Below are 17,936 nucleotides of genomic sequence, written 5' to 3' on the forward strand. Positions count from 1 at the left end.
AAGCTATGCTTTACCCACATATTTCTTAACATAAAACTTGACAAAACTGACAAATTATGGGTAAGTCTTAGTTCGGCTTTTTTGGGAGAAAAATGTATGAAAAAGCACATTTATCTGTGAAATTTTAAGTATTTTTATTTAGATACTATGATTTTTTCTCCGTGTCTCCCCCTCTCCGTGTCTCCCCGTCCGCACAAGGGTTTCAGGAGTTATGGGTAAGGGATAGCTTATTAAGGGGGGTAAGGGGGGGATCTAAAACTGTGCCTCATAAATTAATTTTAGTAGGTTGGGTTGACGTAGGAAACCCAACAATAATCAGGCTGTGTTGGGTATCACTTCGTTCTACCCAACCTACATTTTTAGGCGTGTCACTCCAGTAGTTATACTCTAACCCAAATAATTTTTTTAGTATTAGTAGGTTGGGTTGACGTAGGAAACCCAACAATAATCAGGCTGTGTTGGGTATCACTTCGTTCTACCCAACCTACATTTTTAGGCGTGTCACTCCAGTAGTTATACTCTAACCCAAATAATTTTTTTAGTGCAAAAGCACAACTACAAACAATTAGTGAGAATTTAGTATTAGTAGGTTGGGTTGACGTAGGAAACCCAACAATAATCAGGCTGTGTTGGGTATCACTTCGTTTACCCAACCTACATTTTTAGGCGTGTCACTCCAGTAGTTATACTCTAACCCAAATAATTTTTTTAGCGCTCAAGCACAACTACAAACAATTAGTGAGAATTTAGTATTAGTAGGTTGAGTTGACGTAGGAAACCCAACAATAATGAGGCTGTGTTGGGTATCACTTCGTTCTACCCAACCTACATTTTTAGGCGTGTCACTCCAGTAGTTATACTCTAGCCTGAATAATTTTTTTAGTGCTAAAGCATAACTACAGTTGGTTGATTTGCTAAGTCTATTGACTGAGAAATTTTAACCTAACTTTCTGGAGTAGTCTCTGGTTCAATTTTAGTAAAATGTTCCAGTAACATCCGGTGAATAAAGATGTAACCACCCCCAACTTTTTGCATGAATATTAGTTCTGTGACGTAGTCAAGAAAACGAGCATAATTCCAGGGAGCAAAGTTTTTTTGATAAAGCATTGAACGTAAAGTTAGGTGTTGAATGACAGCATATCCACCACCAAAAGCTATCCCGATTATTAAACCGAATGGCACAAAAAGTATGAAATATACCCACGATATCTCATTATTTCTGTTGGCAAGAGTTTCCATTAGCTCCATACATAAAAATCCTAGTATTCCTGACACTATAGCTACAATTAACCCTAAAAATAGAGCATTTAGTGCGGATTTTTTCAGTCCTTGATTGGCAACTTTTTTAGTCTCTATTTCTGGTCCTTTTAATCCTTGAATAATAGTATATAATAGCCCTCCAATCAGCCCATAAATCAGCCCATAAATTAGCCCTAAAATCAGTCCATAAATCCGCCCCAAAATTAGCACTCCAATCAGCCCATAAATCAGCCCATAAATCTGTCCTTGTTTTATGTTTTTTTTGAATTCTTGACTAGACCATTTTAAGCTTTCAACAGTTTTAATTTCCCCTCCAATCAGCCCCAAAATTAGCCCCAAAATCAGCCCTCCAATTAGCCCCAAAATCAGCCCTGAAATCCGCCCCAAAATTAGCCCTCCAATCAGCCCTCCAACCAGCCCAGAAACTAATGCACTAACAATGCGATAAAAGATACGTTCACCCTTCTTTTGTAAACAAGTAAACTGTATTTTCTCAATCAAAAACACAGTTTGAGACTGCTTCACCATCCGAGTCGCCAACCAAGTCAACCAATGTTTGGTTTGCTCTGGCTTATATTTCATCCTCACAGCTCGTCCATGACGGTGAAACATCTGCTCAATATAAGTATCAAAAAGATGCCGACGACGTTCCTCAATAGAACCCATTTGTGGTAAATTTTCCGCAGAGATATCTTTGTAAGCAATGCTGACAATACTGAGCGTTAGGGGAGATTTCATCATCTCTTGCAGAGCTGTATCTTGTTGCAATAAGGTTCGTACACCCTGTAGTTGTGACCCTGCTTTATCTAAATATTGGTTAACTTGCTCCGATGTCAGAGGTTGAACATAGATAGCACCCCGCAGTTTCAGACGACTTGAGAGAGCTTCATACTCTTTGATGCGACTACAGACTACCATCTCAACTAACCCATAGTCTTGCATAAATTGATTAATTGCCTGGACGCAAGCTTCTCGATGTTTTGCTTTCACCTCATCCAAACCATCGAGTAGAAGTAACAGTTGTTGCTCCTTAACCCATATTTTACCCAGAGATTTATTTGCACCATAGTTACTCAGAAGTTCGTCAACTAACCACTCAGCTATTTTTTGCTGCTTTTTTGCCCAGGAGGATAAGTTCAAAACCACAGGTATAGGTTGATTCAAGTTTTGATCGGTTTCAGTAATTAGATCCCGTGTCAGTTTCAACAACATGGTTGTTTTCCCCGCTCCAGGTTCACCTAAAATTAGTAAAGTGCGCCCTTCCCCCAGACGACCAAATACAGTGGTGATGTCTCCAGTTGTAGATACAGGTTGTTGTGGCTCCTGGGGGGAAATTTGAACATTACTGAAGGGACGTTCGACTAAAGCATCTCGTGCTTCAAGTCCCAGGTTGATCATAGCTTGATTATGCAGAGACCTTTCTAAAACATCTTTTACCCAATATTGTTGAACTTGGTTGAGTAGTTTTTTGCGCCAGCGATATTCTTGTTGAGTTGGAGGTTTGACTTCTCGACGAAACAAACCAGCAATACTAATGCCTTCATAAACTGTCACAGTCTGAATTAAATCTCGTCCAGCCTGATTTAAATCTCGTCCAGCTTGAATTAAATCATGTCCAGCTTGACCGATACTACCTTCTACGGAGGTATCACCATCAAAATTTAAGCTTTGATTGGAATTTGGTTGTTGAGTCATTTCAGTTATCAGCCATTTCAGTTATCAGTTATCAGTTATCAGTTATCAGTACCTCTGCCTGTTTGCGCAGCATTCCGCAGGAAAGTCAGAGGCTTGAGAGCTGATTTTTTGGTCAAAGATGCTTGATTATGAAATTTCAAATTTCAAATTTGAAATTTGAGGTTTTTGACTCTCATTAAGGGGGAAAAAAAGTATTTGGTAAAAATATTGTAGTGCGGGCATCTTGCCCGCGATAGGTGTACTTCATAACAACGGAAAGCGCTGTAAATTAAGATGATTGTTTATCTACCAAAAATACAGCATTTTTGGCGTTGCTGAATTAAGGGATGAATATTTAAGTGGGATAAGTATCCTGCCAAGGAGTGAAAATATCAAGAACGGGCAAGATGCCCATTCCACAAAACTATTAAAATCCCAAGCGCATTTATGCAACGCCGCATTTTTTAGCTCCTGACTCCTGTCTCCTGACTACTTCTTATATCATGTCCGGATAATCAGTGATCAAAAAACTTTATCCCTTCTAATCTTTTCTTTCCTTCTGCCTCCTGCCTCCTGCCCCCTGCCTTCCTTCATCCAAAGTGTAACTATTCAACCGGACATGATATAAGTGGGATAAGTATCCTGCCAAGGAGTGAAAATATCAAGAACGGGCAAGATGCCCATTCCACAAAACTATTAAAATCCCAAGCGCATTTATGCAACGCCGCATTTTTTAGCTCCTGACTCCTGTCTCCTGACTACTTCCTCACCAACACCTCCACTTTTTCTGTCGTCCATTTCCTACTAGCAGAAGTTTTCATCTTCATATTTCGTTGGGGTGAATTTTCATCAATAATTGCTACTAATAATTCTTCTAAAGCATTAGTAGCTTGTTGATTAACAAATCCTTTTCGAGATTGGTCTAATGCTGGTAATTCTAATATTTGAAAATTAGTTGCATCTAAAGTAGCAAATACTTTAATAACATCTATACCTTCCTGATAATTTTCTGGCAATGAGATTGTTATATCGTCATCATTTTCTATTTTTTTCCCAGATTCTACCACTTCATAACCAGCACCTTCAGGATATAATTTTTCAATACTTAAATCGGCCTGAAGTATTAAAGCTGTGACATTTAAAGTTCGATTAGATTGATTGTGTATTCGGAGAAAAATCTGCTCATCTTCTTCTAATTCATAAAGATTATTGCTGTTTTTTTCTAAAGGCAAAAAATCTCCCTTCTTTGTCTTGTTACCCAACTCCACTTTTAACTTTCCATTTAATTCCGGAAAATATACGTCATTCTCTAAATCCAAAATATTTTGATATTTGGCAAGATGAATTAACCGATTAATTAACTTTTGAATAGCTTCAGGCCCATCTGCTTTTATCGGAAAAATAATATTTTTAATCGGCTCTTTTTCAGCATCTAAAACCCAATATTCTCCAGCAGCATTCAATGAAACAAAATAATCTATATCTTTATCCGTTTCAGAACAAAATTCTATCCAGCGATGACCTTCAACTTGTTCTTTCTTAGCTGCGATAATATTAGGCAATAACGCCACATTTACACCTGGAATTTCCGGAAGCGGGTCTGGCAAAATCAGAGCAACTTTCCGAATTTGTTTCACCCCAGGACTGATAAATACAGCAGGCGAACCTATTTCAATCATTCCTACTTTCAAATCATTATTAATGCTTCTGATATTATGTAACTCTGTTACTTCTGCCCAACTATCAGATGCTCCTAATTCGACAATTTTGACTGTAGCAATTTTATTTTGGCTGTCTTGAAAATCCCTAGTCATAAACTTGAAAATCTCAAATTCAGCTCCTTTTTTAAAACCATTAGCTTGCCCAACTTGGATTTTGACTCGGTTTTTAGCAACATCTACATCCATTACTGTAGGAGTAGGAGTACTAACAATAAATTGACTGCCGAAAAAACTCCGCTTTGTCTCTCCAATTAACATTGGTGTTTGTTTTTCTTGCCAATTATGAATCAAATTAGAAATCCGATTAAATAGCTCTTCTGTAGAAAGTTCTTTGCCAAATTCTTGCAAAGATTTTAACAGAAAATAAGTTAAAGCGCCGTTGCGTTCTGTTCCTTCAAAAACATCTTCATAAGCAGATTCATTATCTCGGCAAGCTGCAATTAAAGTATAACCTTTTGGTTCTGGCAATAAACCATTAGCTACAGTAATAGTCTGACTATTTGCTGTTGAATTATTCCAATTTTCTTCTAATTGTTGAAGAGATGCCACTAAACTATCAGTTTGTCGGGGAGTCATATCAATAAAACCCCCAGCACGAACCCGGTCATCTTCTATTTCTCTTGTTGCTCCTCCAGAATGACAACTATCAAGTACCAGGGTAACAACTAACTCTTTTTCAACCATTTCTTGGAGCAGTTTAGCAAATTCTAAATCGCGTAAATAGTTAGAATTTGGTTGACCAATATCTGTGGGAACTAAGCCTTGATCTATACCAGAAATACCCTTAATATCTGTAAAAACTGTTTTTGCTTGTCCGCCATGACCAGAGTAGTGAATATATATTTGGTCTTGAGGTTTTGCTTTAGCCGTTACCTCTTTAAATTTAGCAACTATATTCTCATAAGTTGGTAAAAATTCGGGGGTTTCTTTGGGTTGTTTAGGATTATCAGAAGCAGTAGCAGTGAGTTTAATAATTTGGTCGGGGGTAAGGTTGAAAGTATTTTTTAAATAGGTTTCAACATGATTAATATCTCGAACACAACCCCGCAAGTTTCTATAGTTCCCATCAGGTAATTTGTGGGGAAAATAAAAGTCAATTCCGATGAGTAAAGCGTGAAAATTGGAGGTTTGGTTAGGTGTTTCAGGAGATAATATTGGAGCATCAAATGTACCTTCTCGACGACCTCCGTCTTTTCTATCTTTTGGTCGATCTGAAACCCTAGATGTCTTTTCTCGACGACCTCCATCTTTTCTATCTTTTGGTCGATCTGAAACCATAGATGTCTTTTCTCGACGACCTCCATCTTTTCTATCTTTTGGTCGATCTGAAGACCGGGATGTTTCGGACTCTATTTCAGGTGGTTTATACCCATCTAAACTGTCTTGCCACATTGAGCAAATTGTATCGCCCACTGCGCTAGCAATTTTCTGCACAATTAAAGTAGCAACAATAGCAGCGATCGTTGGAGCTAACCCTAAATTAGTAACCAAAAGGGGAGTCAACAAACCCGCAGCTTTTGTAGAACTGTCATTGTAAGCATCTTCAATTTTTTCCATTGTTTTACCGCTATCACCAAATGGATCGCTACCACATAATAAATCGTAAGCTTCTCCATTCAGGCGTTGAAAAAAATTCTGACCAAATTCTATAAATTTATTACCCTCTGGACCTCTGGGAACAGCCGTCAATGTATTGATATTGATAGATTCTACAGAAGCACCTCTGGTTAAATTATCTTCCAAACTTTGTACTTGCATCCCAAGTTGAGCTTGCAATGTTTCTTCATCAAGTTCTGCCAGTTTTTCAATTAACTCATTAATGTCTGCCATAATGTTCCTCTAATATTTTCTCAAGTTGTTGTATTGACCTTTGAGAGAATTTGTAGGAGTCTAAATAATTCAGAACACCAAAGTCTCAATAAAGCTTGTGAAATTACCTATGACTATATATAACTATATATAACAGTAATTATGCTGGCAATTCCAGTCAAAAATAGTATTGGGCGTTTTAGTATTTATACTTAGAACCCTTTGTACTCTTAGGGTGTGTTGCAACGCACCTTATGCCACAACTAGGCTATAAAAGATTATTTTGCGTAATATCATGTCCGGATAATAGCGTGATAAAAAAACCTTTTCCCTTCTAACCTTTTCTTTCCTTCTGCCTCCTGCCTCCAGCATAGCTGCCTTACCTCCTCCAAAGTGTAAGTATTCAACCGGACATGATATAAGTCCTAATTGATCTGTCTTCTGATATCATGTTCGGATAATCAATGATAAAAAAACTTTATCCCTTTTAACCTTTTCTTCCCTTCTGCCTTCCCCTCCTGGGAGGGGTTAGGGGTGGGTTGCCTTCTGCCTTCCTTCCTCCAAAGTGTAAGTATTCAACCGAACATAATATGACTCCTTCTTCAATCAATCCAAGATTTTGCTAAAACACACCATCCATCAGTGCTATTGTTCACAGTCCAACGGGCATCCATCAGACTATAAGAATATTTCAACATTTTACCATTTTCGGAAATGTAAGTACCACTAGCATGATCTATCTCCCCCCAGGGATCGTTAACTACCCAATATCCCCCACCTGGAGCATTTTTGTTGTCTTCATAACCAATAACTACAATCCAGTGGCCTTCACCCGATGGGTTATGAGAAGAGCCTTTGTGAAGAATCCCACAGGGAACAGGAATGCCTCGGTTGAGGTACTCCTTGAGGGTATTATTATTTGCGTTTTGAACAAAATCAGCAGTAACTCCAAAGTGTCGCAGAGTTTGAATTTGAACCCCGGAGTCAGTAGTGTCTCCTCTGTTGAAAACTTCACGAACGTAATCATCATCGCTCCTGATGACTCCAGACCGGAGATAATTTAACAGCATCGCACAAGAAGAAGAAAAACAAGTGCGATGAGCATCGCGATAGTTGTCACCCTGGGAAAAGTAAGTGACATCTAGATTTACTCCAGCAGAGGAACGAGCAATTTTTTTAGCAGGGTGAGAACGGTAAATTTTTACCCACTCTGCATCGTTATTGTAAAAGTCATCGGGCAAAAAGGAAGCGATTTTTAGGAAAGCATTACGATGGTGGGGGTTATTACTATCATAATACTTAACAAAATCAAGCAGTTTTGAGTCAGGAAATCTGGTATTATTCATGATTGGAATCCTTAAAAATAGTGATGGTCATTTCAGTTATCAGTTATCAGTTATCAGTTATCAGTACCTCTAGCTGTTTGCGCAGCATTCCGTAGGAAACCAAGAGACTTTAGACCATAATTTTTTGGTAAATTAGTTGATCCTACTAATACAATTTTTAATTTGTGCATTGACTCAATGTAAGGGTTTCAAGGATACTGCCATAGGATCAAATAATCCTAATCCAGCTAGATATGATAATTCATTATTGCTGGTGAAATTATTGCTTAAAAAAAGATTTTTTTCATTATCCCGACGCTCAACTAAACTAGGTAGTATTGTTTTTACTCCATTAACCATAACCTTGTTCCATTTGGGAAACTCATTAGCAGCACTTTGATAATCTCCTTGATTAAGTTTTTCTAGTAAAGTGCTATATTTGAATGTAGTAATTCCCACGTTATAACAGAAAGATACTAAAGCATCAAACTGGTTTTGGGTAAGAGAAACTCTAATTAATTGATTAACTTCATCAGTAACTTTATCGACTTTATATTGAAGGAATTTTCTGGCTTGCTGTATGCTAATTTCATCTCCTTGTTTGACCTTTTTACCATCAGAATATTCGGTAATTCCATAACCAATACTCCATATTTCTACTGAGTTTAGATAAGCGTCAAGATATAATCCTTCCCATTTTTTGATTATATTTAGGCAATTTTGTGATATTTTTCGTAGAACTTGCATTATTTTACTCCTGTAAAGTAGTAAAAGTATATTAGTTTTTGGAATAGGTTAATTAGAATAGTTTGCGTCTCAACCTTGTTCCATTACAAATAATCATAGCTAAGGTTTATTTGCTCTAGAAAAAAATTGCATTTAATTGCACACTTAATTTTGAAAAACCCTCAAAAATCATTCCACAATTGTCAATGTGTATTTTTTTGCACGTTCAGGGCAGGAAAATAATTTTTTGTGTCAATTAATTCACATTGTCGTATTTTATCCAGAAATATCTCAAGATTAAGTATCAGCAAATTTCTAGCAGAAGGAAGAAGGAAGAAGGAAAAAGATGAATATATATTAGCTACTATATAGCAATCCTAAATGATTTGTAAAAAATATAAAAATAAATAAAAACTATGAAGTTCTTATCTATGTTACCTATTTCCTAATTTCCAGATTTTTTTTCAGAACATATTTAGGATGACTTATAATTTGAATATTATCACTTTTCATCCCTTGACGCTGTAAGAGTCCGTAAGTTATCTTCATATCAATAACTAGAGAGACTAAAGCTTGAATAAAAATTATGAATAAAGAAATATTTGACCACATTTACTCTCATTTACCAGATAATGAAAAACAAATATTACACTTGCGTTTATCAGATAAAAAATATCAACAAATTGCTCAGATAATGAATTGTGACCAATCTAATGTAGGTCGAAAATTAAAAGCGATCGCTACTAAATTCAACTATTCAGAATCTAGTCTGGAGCGGGAAGAATATTTAGTAAAAATATTCAGCCAATATAAACCTGATTTAGTTAGTAATGAGTTACGAAATTATTATGGTTTTCATATCAGTCAAGTTGTTATTCCTGGTAGACCAGAAAAATTAGATTCTCCTTTTTATATACAACGTTATCGAATTAGACGTTGTTCTGTGGAGTCTGAATGTTACGGAGAAATAGAAAAACCAGGTTCTTTAGTAAGAATAAAAGCACCAAAAAAAATGGGTAAAACTTCTCTAATTCAACGGATACAAGCCAAAGCAAATCAAAATAATTATATTCCTGTGTATCTGAGATTTGACACTCTGATTGAACCCCAAAATATCAGCAATATTAATAGTTTTATCAAAGCATTTAATAAGAATATCAAAAGTCGATTTACTGATGTGCCAGAGGGAAATTCATGGGATGATGATAATGCAAAAATATCTTGTACTCAAGAACTGAAAGCCCTGTTATTTCATTTAGAAAAAAAGGTCGTATTACTCTTAGATGAAGTCGATGAAATATTCAACTACCCAGAAATATCTAAAAACTTTTTTACCATGTTAAGAAGTTGGTATGAAGAAAGTAATAATTTTGAAATTTGGGGAAATCTCAGAATGGTAATTGCTTATTCCACAGAATATCATGGCAAATTAGATATTTATCAATCTCCTTTTAATGTAGGTTTACCCATAGAATTAAAAGAATTTACATCAGAGCAGGTAACTCAATTAATATATTTACATCAACTTGATCCAGAAATAGTAACTCCTTTAATGTCTATGGTAGGAGGACATCCTTATCTAATCAGATTAGCATTATACAAAATGTTTCAGGATGAATTGACAATTGAAGAACTATTAAAATATGCTCCTACTGAAACTGGAATTTATCAAGAACATTTAAGTAGACATTTAGAAACCATGGCAGAAAAGCCAAATATAAAAGTAGTTTTTCAGGAAATATTAAAAGCTAATTCTCCAGTACGTTTACCTGATAAAAATCGTGAGATACATCAATTAGAAGCCATGGGATTAATTACAATTAAAGGTGATTATGCTCAACCTCGCTGTAATTTATATCGACAATATTTTCAGGAGAGGTGAGGGTGAGGAGACAGGAGACAGGAGACAGGAGACAGGAGACAGGAGTTGGAAGAAGGAGTCAGGAGACAGGAGTCAGGAGACAGGAGATGGAAGAAGGAGTCAGGAGACAGGAGTCAGGAGACAGGAGATGGAAGAAGGAGTTTTAAAAAAATTAGTAATTAGGAATAAGAATCATAATTATGTTGATTAAGATGTAGTTCAAATATCAATTGAAATCAAGCAATCTTACACAAAATGAAAAGAGAACCTGCTAAAAACTTTCGAGATTTAATAGTTTGGCAAAAAGCACATCAACTTGTATTAGAAGTCTATGGTTTCAGTAGCAATTTCCCAAAAACAGAAACCTATGGATTAACAAGTCAGTTAAGGCGAGCATCCGTATCAGTACCAGCTAATATAGCAGAAGGCTTTAGAAAAAAAGGTCTAGCAGATAAAATCCGATTTTTGAATATTGCACAAGGTTCATTAGAAGAAAGTCGGTATTACCTAATTCTGGCAAATGACCTTGGATATGGAGATACTTCAAAACTTCTACTGGATCTAGAAGAAGTAAGTAAACTATTAGATTCGTATATAAATGCAATTGAAAAACGCAGATAATCTCCTAATTCCTAATCTCTCTTCCTCCTCTCTCCTAAAAAAACTCCTGTCTCCTGTCTCCTGTCTCCTGACTCCTTCTTAAACTGACTCCTTCTTAAACTGACTCCTTCAAAAAAAATACCAATTAAATTATTTAAAAAATCATGAATTATCAATCAACCGGAGGGAGTTTATCAGCAAATAATCCCACTTATGTAGTCAGAAAACAAGATGGAGAATTATCCCAAAAACTCCAAGCAGGAGAATATTGTTATGTATTTAATGCTCGTCAAATGGGTAAGTCTAGTTTGCGGGTAAGAGTAATGAAAGAATTACGCTCTCAAGGTTGTCAATGTATCCCAATTGACATGACTATATTATGCGATTTTTCCATAGAAAAACAATCTTGGTATGAGGGTTTTTTCAGAGAAATATTTTATAGATGTGAGCTAGACAATAGTATCAATTATCAACAGTGGGTAATCAGTCATCAACATTTGACTAATCTTCAACGTTTCGCTCAGTTTATTGAAGAAATTTTATTTGTTAATTTTCCTAATCCCCAAAAAATATATATTTTTCTTGATGAAATTGATGTACTTGTAAATTGCCCTTTTAAAAATGAAATTTTAGCTTTTATTCGCTCTTGTTATAATCGTCGTGCTGAGGATAAAAAATCTGATTATCATCGCCTAATTTTTTGTTTTTTTGGAGTAGCGACTCCGGAGGATTTAATTAGAGATACAAAACATACTCCTTTTAATATTGGTCATCCAATTGAATTAACAGAGTTAACTTTTGCAGATGGAAAAGTATTAACTCAGGGATTAGATGGAATAGTAGAAGAACCGGAAATTGTTTTGCAACAAGTTTTTGATTGGAGTGGTGGTCAACCTTTTTTAACTCAGAAACTCTGTCAAATTATTGTTGATTATGCAGATGATTCTGAACCGGATGTTGATAAGTTGGTAGAAGAACATATTTTAACTTATTGGGAAGAAAAAGATAATCCCACTCATTTAAAATATATGCACGATTATTTAGTTAATCATGGTCAACTTGCTCCTCAATTACTGAAATTATATAAAAAAATTCTCTTGCAAGGAGAAGTTAAAGCTGATGATAGTCGCATCCAAATGGCTTTGCGTTTGTCTGGTGTAGTCATAAAAAAACAGGATAAATTAGTTATTTTTAATAAAATCTATCAGACAATTTTTAATCTAGATTGGGTGTCAGAAAAATTAGCTTATTTAGAAAGTAATCTAGAGCTACCTCAACCAAAACCTAAAAAATTAGGAATGAGTGTAGTTTTTGCTGGTTTGGTATGGGTGGGAGTTGTTAGTTTTAGAAGTTTAGGTTGGCTACAAAATTTAGAATTAAATGAGTACGACCGCTTGATGCGATGGCGAAATCCAGAGCTGCCAGACCCTAATATTTTAATTGTTGAAGTTACGGTAAAAGATATTAATAAATATGGTATTGGTAGTGATTTAAGTGATGAAATTTTGACTGAGGTAATAGCCAAATTAGAAATTCATAAACCTACAATTATCGGTTTAGATTTTTGGCGAGAAAAACCTTTACCTTCTGAATCTGGTTATAAAAAATTATTAAAAATTTTGAGTAATAATCAGAAAATAGTTGCTGTTTGTAGTGCTAGTGAATATCACAAAAATAAACCTGGTACTAAACCTCCTCAAGGAGTGCCAGAAGAACGTTTAGGTTTTACTGATTTTGTTGTCGATAATGGTCAAATAGATGTTCTCCGTCGCCATTTAATGTTTATGGGAAAAGAAGAACAAGACCCTTGTAAAACAAGTTATTCGTTAAGTGCTAGGGTTGCTTTTAATTATTTGGAAAGTCAAGGAATTAAACTAGAATTTACTTCGAGTGGAAGTATTAAAGTTGGTGATGTTGTTTTTCAGGAACTTGTAGAAAGACAAGGTATTTATCAAAAATTTGATGATGGTGGGTTTCAAGTTTTACTTAATTATAGAAATGCCGAACGCGTGGCTAATTATATTAGTATTTCGGATCTTTTGTCTGGGGAATTTGATAGTTTTTTTGTTAGGGATAAAATTGTGCTTATTGGTAGTACAGATCCTTATGCGAACGATAAATTTTATACTCCTTATAGTTATGTTGAAACTATTTCTCAGAAGCAAATGTCTGGGGTTGTTTTACACGCACATCAGGTTAGTCAAATTATTAGGGCAGTTTTGGATCGTAGACCTTTAATTACTTTTTGGAGTTGGTGGTTGGAGTGGTTATGGATTTTTGGTTGGTGTGGTGTTGGTAGTGCAATCGGTTGTTATTTTCGTCGAGTTTTATTGTTTGTCTTATTGATAGGAGGAAATATTATTATTTTATATTCAGTTAGTTTGTTTTTTTTTACTCAAGGTTTTGTGCTGCCTTTAGTACCCTCTATTTTGGCGTTGATGATTAGTGGTGTTGGTGTTTTCTTCGTTAGTATTCAGTAGACATCTCCAGAAAAGAGGGAGTAGGCAGTAGGGGCTAATCGCGATTCGCCCGTACAGGAGTAGGGAACCCACCTCTCGCCCCTCCCTCCTGGGAGGGCTGTTTCATTCTTGCTTAAGGCTTCAGGGGAGCAGGGGAGCAGGGGAGCAGGGGAGCAGGGGAGCAGGGGAGCAGGGAGCAGGGGAGAATTTTCCACCCAATACCATTGGATTTTCCCCAAATTTATCGATCAATAATTTTGGTGAAAAAATGGATTTTTCAGAAATTCCGTTGATTAGACCTAGATTCTTTGGGAGCTTTTCCCTACCTCCACCCCGAAAAATCGCCCTTTTTCCTGACTTTTCCCCAAATTCCGGTAATGTTGCCCTCAATTCTCAATCATATCGATTATTTATTTGACTTTGAAACAGCCCTGCCTCCGGTGGAGGGGAATAATTGATAATTTCTGTGTGGTATCAAATCCGCTCGGGTTCGGTATAAAAAAATTTTCATCTTCACCTAAAGAGCAAATCTTTCTAAATTCTCTTTTCTCCTGAGTTCTGAGTTCTGACTCCTGAGTCCTAGATTAACTATCTAATTACACCGATGCTACCGGATTTGATATGAGAATTGATTTTATTTTTGATTTTTGGAGATGTCTAGTAGTTAATGCGAGCATGATACAGCGCTTCCCGTTGCCCGTGAGGTACAGCCCGAAGCGGGCAAGATGCCCGCACTAAAATATTTTCATCATTTACCCAATTATTAATTATTCAGGACTTACGCAGAGGCACTATTTATAGAGTTCAAGTACTATTGGACAATAGTTTTAAGCGCTATATATAGCGTATCTGCGTAAGTCCTATTATTAATAATTAATAATTAATAATTCGGTAAGAGGGAACAGAGAAGATGTGGGGAGAGATAGTACAAAAAATTCAACACTCCTTCAGATGATTTTTTCTCAAAATTGATGCGCGAAAAGACTTGACTACCACAATTATATAGATCTAAAATGGGTTTTATAAGGATAAGGTTGCCATCAGATGAGCAAGATACAGGAGTCAGAATAATTAGGTTGATAGAAATTATCATCCCATGAAGCATATCAAAATAATTAGGTTGATAGAAATTATCATCCCATGAAGCATATCAAAATAATTAGGTTGATAGAAATTATCATCCCATGAAGCATATCAGAATAATTAGGTTGATAGAAATTATCATCCCATGAAGCATATCAGAATAATTGGATTGATAGAAATTATCATCCCATGAAGCATATCAGAATAATTGGATTGATAGAAATTATCATCTCATGAAGCACATCAGAATAATTGGATTGATAGAAATTATCATCCCATGAAACACAACATTATTTGTACTCCCATTAATCATGGTTGTTTCATTAAGGGTGAAACCTATTGGGGGACTAAGTTTGGGAGGTATCGCTTTGTGGGATATCTGGGAAAATAGAACCCCCAAACAGTTAATTTCACCCATTAAGTTGTAGCTTTTTTCTAAACTCCCCACGCTCCCCTGCTACCAGATTTGATATTAACCCGCAACGAAGAAGATAAAAAAGAACCAGTAAGAACTAGAATAAACACAAAACTTTATTCCATACTGCCAAAACAACACCCTAAACTCTGTTATGTGGCATCAGTATATCAAACAAGAATTTCAAATCCATATCAAAAACTTTATTTATCCACTACTAAGACCGAAACGTCTAGCAGTCTTTGAAGCTTGCTTAATCGGAATCGTATCTGGTCTAGCAGCAGTCATATTAAAAGAAGGCGCCGGATGGGTAGGCAGTTTGCGCATAACTGCGTCCCTCAAATATCCACCCTGGTTATTACTACCAATTTTTGGCGCTGTTGGAGGACTTGTCGCAGGTTTATTAGTAGAGCGTTTAGCACCAGAAACAGGAGGAAGTGGAGTACCTCAAGTAAAAGCTGCCCTCGCAGGTATGCGAATTCCGTTAAACTTAGCGATCGCCATTGTCAAAATGTTCACTACCATCCTGACAGTGGGGTCTGGATTAACATTAGGGCGACAAGGCCCAACAGTACAAATAGGTGCGTCCTTGGCAGCTTGGATCAGTCGTTTAGTTCCTACTTCTCCAAACTACCGTCGTCAGCTAATTGCCTGTGGTGCTGCTGCTGGTTTAGCTGCTGGTTTCAACGCCCCCATTGCTGGAGTTTTATTTGTAGTAGAAGACCTAATGCACGATGTTTCTGGTATTACCTTGGGGCCAGCAATTATTGCTTCTTTCGTTGGAGCAGTTGTTTCCCAAATGCTAGGGGGAGAAAGTTTATACTTAGATAAGAACAGTTACTTAGATAACTCAATTACAGGATTTTTACACCTCAAAGAAATTCCTTTTTACATAATTTTGGGAATATTAGCAGGTTTATTAGGAACAGCATTTAGTCGAGGAATTATTGCAGCTTTCATATTTGAGCGCCAACTAAAATTAACATTACCTTGGCGAATAGCTCTCACAGGATTAATTAGTGGTTTAATAATCGCATTTTTACCAGATTCATTTCGTAACCATACAGCTTTAAGAGAATTGCTAGGCAGTAACGAAGCTAGCTTGAAATTTAGTTTCATTGCTTTTATCGAACACTCTCTCTTGACAATATTTGCTGCCAGTTCCGGTGCCCCTGGCGGATTTTTTGCTCCATCCTTAGTTATTGGGTCCGCCCTCGGTCAGATAGTTGGAATTTGCCAAAGTAATGTAGTTGGTATGGAACATCCAACAATTTTTGCTCTAGCAGGAATGGGTGCATTCTTTTGTGCTGTTTCAAGGGCACCCATGACAGCAGTAGTAATTATTTTTGAGAAGACACAAGATTTTCGCTTAGTATTGCCACTAATGATTGTTTCTATTGTTGCATTATTGACTGCAGAAAAGATAGATCAAAAGTCTCTCTCCGACAGGATTTTAAATTTCAAAGGTATGCCACTCAAGAAGAAAAAGTCAGCAAATGATTATTTGAGTAATATTAGTGCGGATGAAGTCATGCACACTCCTGTAGAAACTCTTGATTTTCATCTGACTTTGGATAAGGTGAAGCATAAATTTTCTAGTTCCCATCATCGAGGTTTTCCAGTAGTCGATCATGATGGCTTGCTCGTAGGTATCGTCACTCAGACAGATTTAGCTTACACTCGCAAACGCGAACTTCCTGGAGACACTCTATTAAAAGAGTTTATGACATCTCATCCCATGACAGTTAAAACTACAGATAATCTGAGCGAAGTTTTGTATCTTTTACATCAATACAAACTTAGTCGTTTACCTGTGATGGAAGGGCGTCATCTGGTAGGAATTATTACTGATACTGATATTATCCGAGTAGAGTCAGAACAAACAGGTAAGACAAATCTGGGAACTCATACTCAAGAGCCTTCTTATATAGTTTATCAAACACAATCACCTCAAATAGGGCATGGTCGATTATTAGTACCATTAAGTAATCCTAGTACAGCTCCCGCATTATTGAGATTAGCCTCTGTTATCGCTCGGCAACGTAATTATGAATTGGAATGCGTGCAAGTTTTGATTGTGCCTCGTCAAAGTTCCCCGGCAGAAACTGTGGTAGATATAACTAAGAGTCGTCGTTTATTAGCAATGGCAGAGCGCATAGCTAAGGATTTGGAAATTCCCATGCACACTCAAATTCGGGTTGGTCACGATGTTGCTGATACTCTTTTGGAAATTATTAAGGAAAGACATATATCCCTAATACTGATGGGTTGGAAGGGTGACTCTTCTGCTTCTGGTCTTATTTTTGGCAGTATTGTGGATACTCTGATACGACAAGCTATTTGTGAAGTAATAGTGGTGAAGTGGGGAGGTAGGAAGTTAAAAGAGGAAATATTCAAAGGTATTACTAATGCTAATGAAAAATTTGAAGCAGACCGGGATAATTTTATTTCTGATTATATGCATTCTTTTTTTGAATGGCGACGGTGGTTAGTACCCATTCGAGATATTCCTACACAAGCTGCAGCAGTAAAGCTTTTGCCTGCCTTGGTTTCTTTAAGTATGAAACCAGAAATTTTCTTATGTCAAGTTTTAACTAAATCTGTTGTTAAGACTAATATTGAGGAAATGAAACGAGCAGCAAATATTCTTCGGCATCGTTTGGATACAAAAGTTACAGCTACTTCAGTCTCTGCTAGTTCTGTTTCAACTGCTGTAGTTGATTTGGCTAATGTTCATAACTGTGACGTTATAGTTATTGGTGCTAGTAAGGGAGGATTTTTGAAACAAGTAATTAATGGGAATATTCCAGAGGCGATCGCTCGTGGTTGTGATTGTACTGTAATTCTGGTGCGGACTGCTTATAATGAATGATATAATATCATGTCCGGTTGAACAGTTATAAATAAGGGAGTAGGGAGTAGGGAGTAGGGAGTAGGGAGAATAAAAAGATTTGTACTGCAAGTGACAGTTTTGGTTTTTTTCCAGATCGCTCTTATCCGGAC

Annotated in this window: 11 protein-coding genes; 6 read left to right on the plus strand and 5 right to left on the minus strand. The window is 36.5% G+C overall.

From position 1 onward, the window contains the following. Positions 1-380: 380 nt before the first annotated feature. The 5 genes from F6K54_RS22350 to F6K54_RS22370 all read right to left on the minus strand — a co-directional run bounded on the left by F6K54_RS22350 (position 381) and on the right by F6K54_RS22370 (position 8,536). Positions 381-653 (minus strand): hypothetical protein, encoded by a 273-nt coding sequence (locus tag F6K54_RS22350; RefSeq protein WP_293082099.1) that lies wholly within the window; start codon positions 651-653, stop codon positions 381-383. Between the two features lie 289 nt (positions 654-942). Next, the gene (locus F6K54_RS22355; RefSeq protein ID WP_293082102.1) at positions 943-2,955 is read right to left on the minus strand and encodes an NACHT domain-containing protein; all 2,013 of its coding nucleotides are present in this window, start codon (positions 2,953-2,955) and stop codon (positions 943-945) included. Between the two features lie 737 nt (positions 2,956-3,692). Beyond that, positions 3,693-6,485, minus strand: a complete 2,793-nt coding sequence (locus tag F6K54_RS22360) for a caspase family protein (RefSeq protein ID WP_293082105.1) — start codon at positions 6,483-6,485, stop codon at positions 3,693-3,695. A gap of 581 nt (positions 6,486-7,066) precedes the next feature. Then, a complete protein-coding gene (locus F6K54_RS22365) occupies positions 7,067-7,810 on the minus strand; it encodes a C39 family peptidase (protein ID WP_293082108.1) in 744 nt (247 codons plus the stop codon). Positions 7,811-7,984: 174 nt separating this feature from the next. Continuing rightward, the gene (locus F6K54_RS22370) at positions 7,985-8,536 is read right to left on the minus strand and encodes a lysozyme (protein ID WP_293082111.1); all 552 of its coding nucleotides are present in this window, start codon (positions 8,534-8,536) and stop codon (positions 7,985-7,987) included. A gap of 228 nt (positions 8,537-8,764) precedes the next feature. Here F6K54_RS22370 and F6K54_RS22375 point away from each other — a divergent pair, with 228 nt between their 5' ends. From F6K54_RS22375 to F6K54_RS22400, 6 genes are all read left to right on the plus strand, one after another. Beyond that, complete coding sequence (locus tag F6K54_RS22375) at positions 8,765-8,887, plus strand: hypothetical protein (protein WP_293082114.1); 123 nt, start codon at positions 8,765-8,767, stop codon at positions 8,885-8,887. A 214-nt stretch (positions 8,888-9,101) separates the two neighbouring features. Next, on the plus strand, positions 9,102-10,397 hold the full coding sequence (locus F6K54_RS22380) for an AAA-like domain-containing protein (RefSeq protein WP_293082117.1): 1,296 nt from the start codon (positions 9,102-9,104) through the stop codon (positions 10,395-10,397). 2 nt (positions 10,398-10,399) lie between these two features. Beyond that, positions 10,400-10,543: a hypothetical protein gene (locus tag F6K54_RS22385; protein ID WP_293082120.1), complete on the plus strand. Its 144-nt coding sequence runs from the start codon at positions 10,400-10,402 to the stop codon at positions 10,541-10,543. An 88-nt stretch (positions 10,544-10,631) separates the two neighbouring features. After that, positions 10,632-10,997, plus strand: coding sequence for a four helix bundle protein (locus F6K54_RS22390; RefSeq protein WP_293082123.1), 366 nt, complete (start codon positions 10,632-10,634; stop codon positions 10,995-10,997). A 143-nt stretch (positions 10,998-11,140) separates the two neighbouring features. After that, entirely contained in the window at positions 11,141-13,456 is a 2,316-nt protein-coding gene (locus F6K54_RS22395; RefSeq protein ID WP_293082126.1) for a CHASE2 domain-containing protein, read from the plus strand. 1,631 nt (positions 13,457-15,087) lie between these two features. Further along, positions 15,088-17,805 carry a chloride channel protein gene (locus tag F6K54_RS22400; protein ID WP_293082129.1) on the plus strand — a complete coding sequence of 906 codons (2,718 nt, stop codon included), beginning with the start codon at positions 15,088-15,090 and terminating at the stop codon, positions 17,803-17,805. Positions 17,806-17,936: the final 131 nt, after the last annotated feature.

The sequence above is a fragment of the Okeania sp. SIO3B5 genome (assembly GCF_010692555.1).
GTDB lineage: Bacteria > Cyanobacteriota > Cyanobacteriia > Cyanobacteriales > Microcoleaceae > Okeania.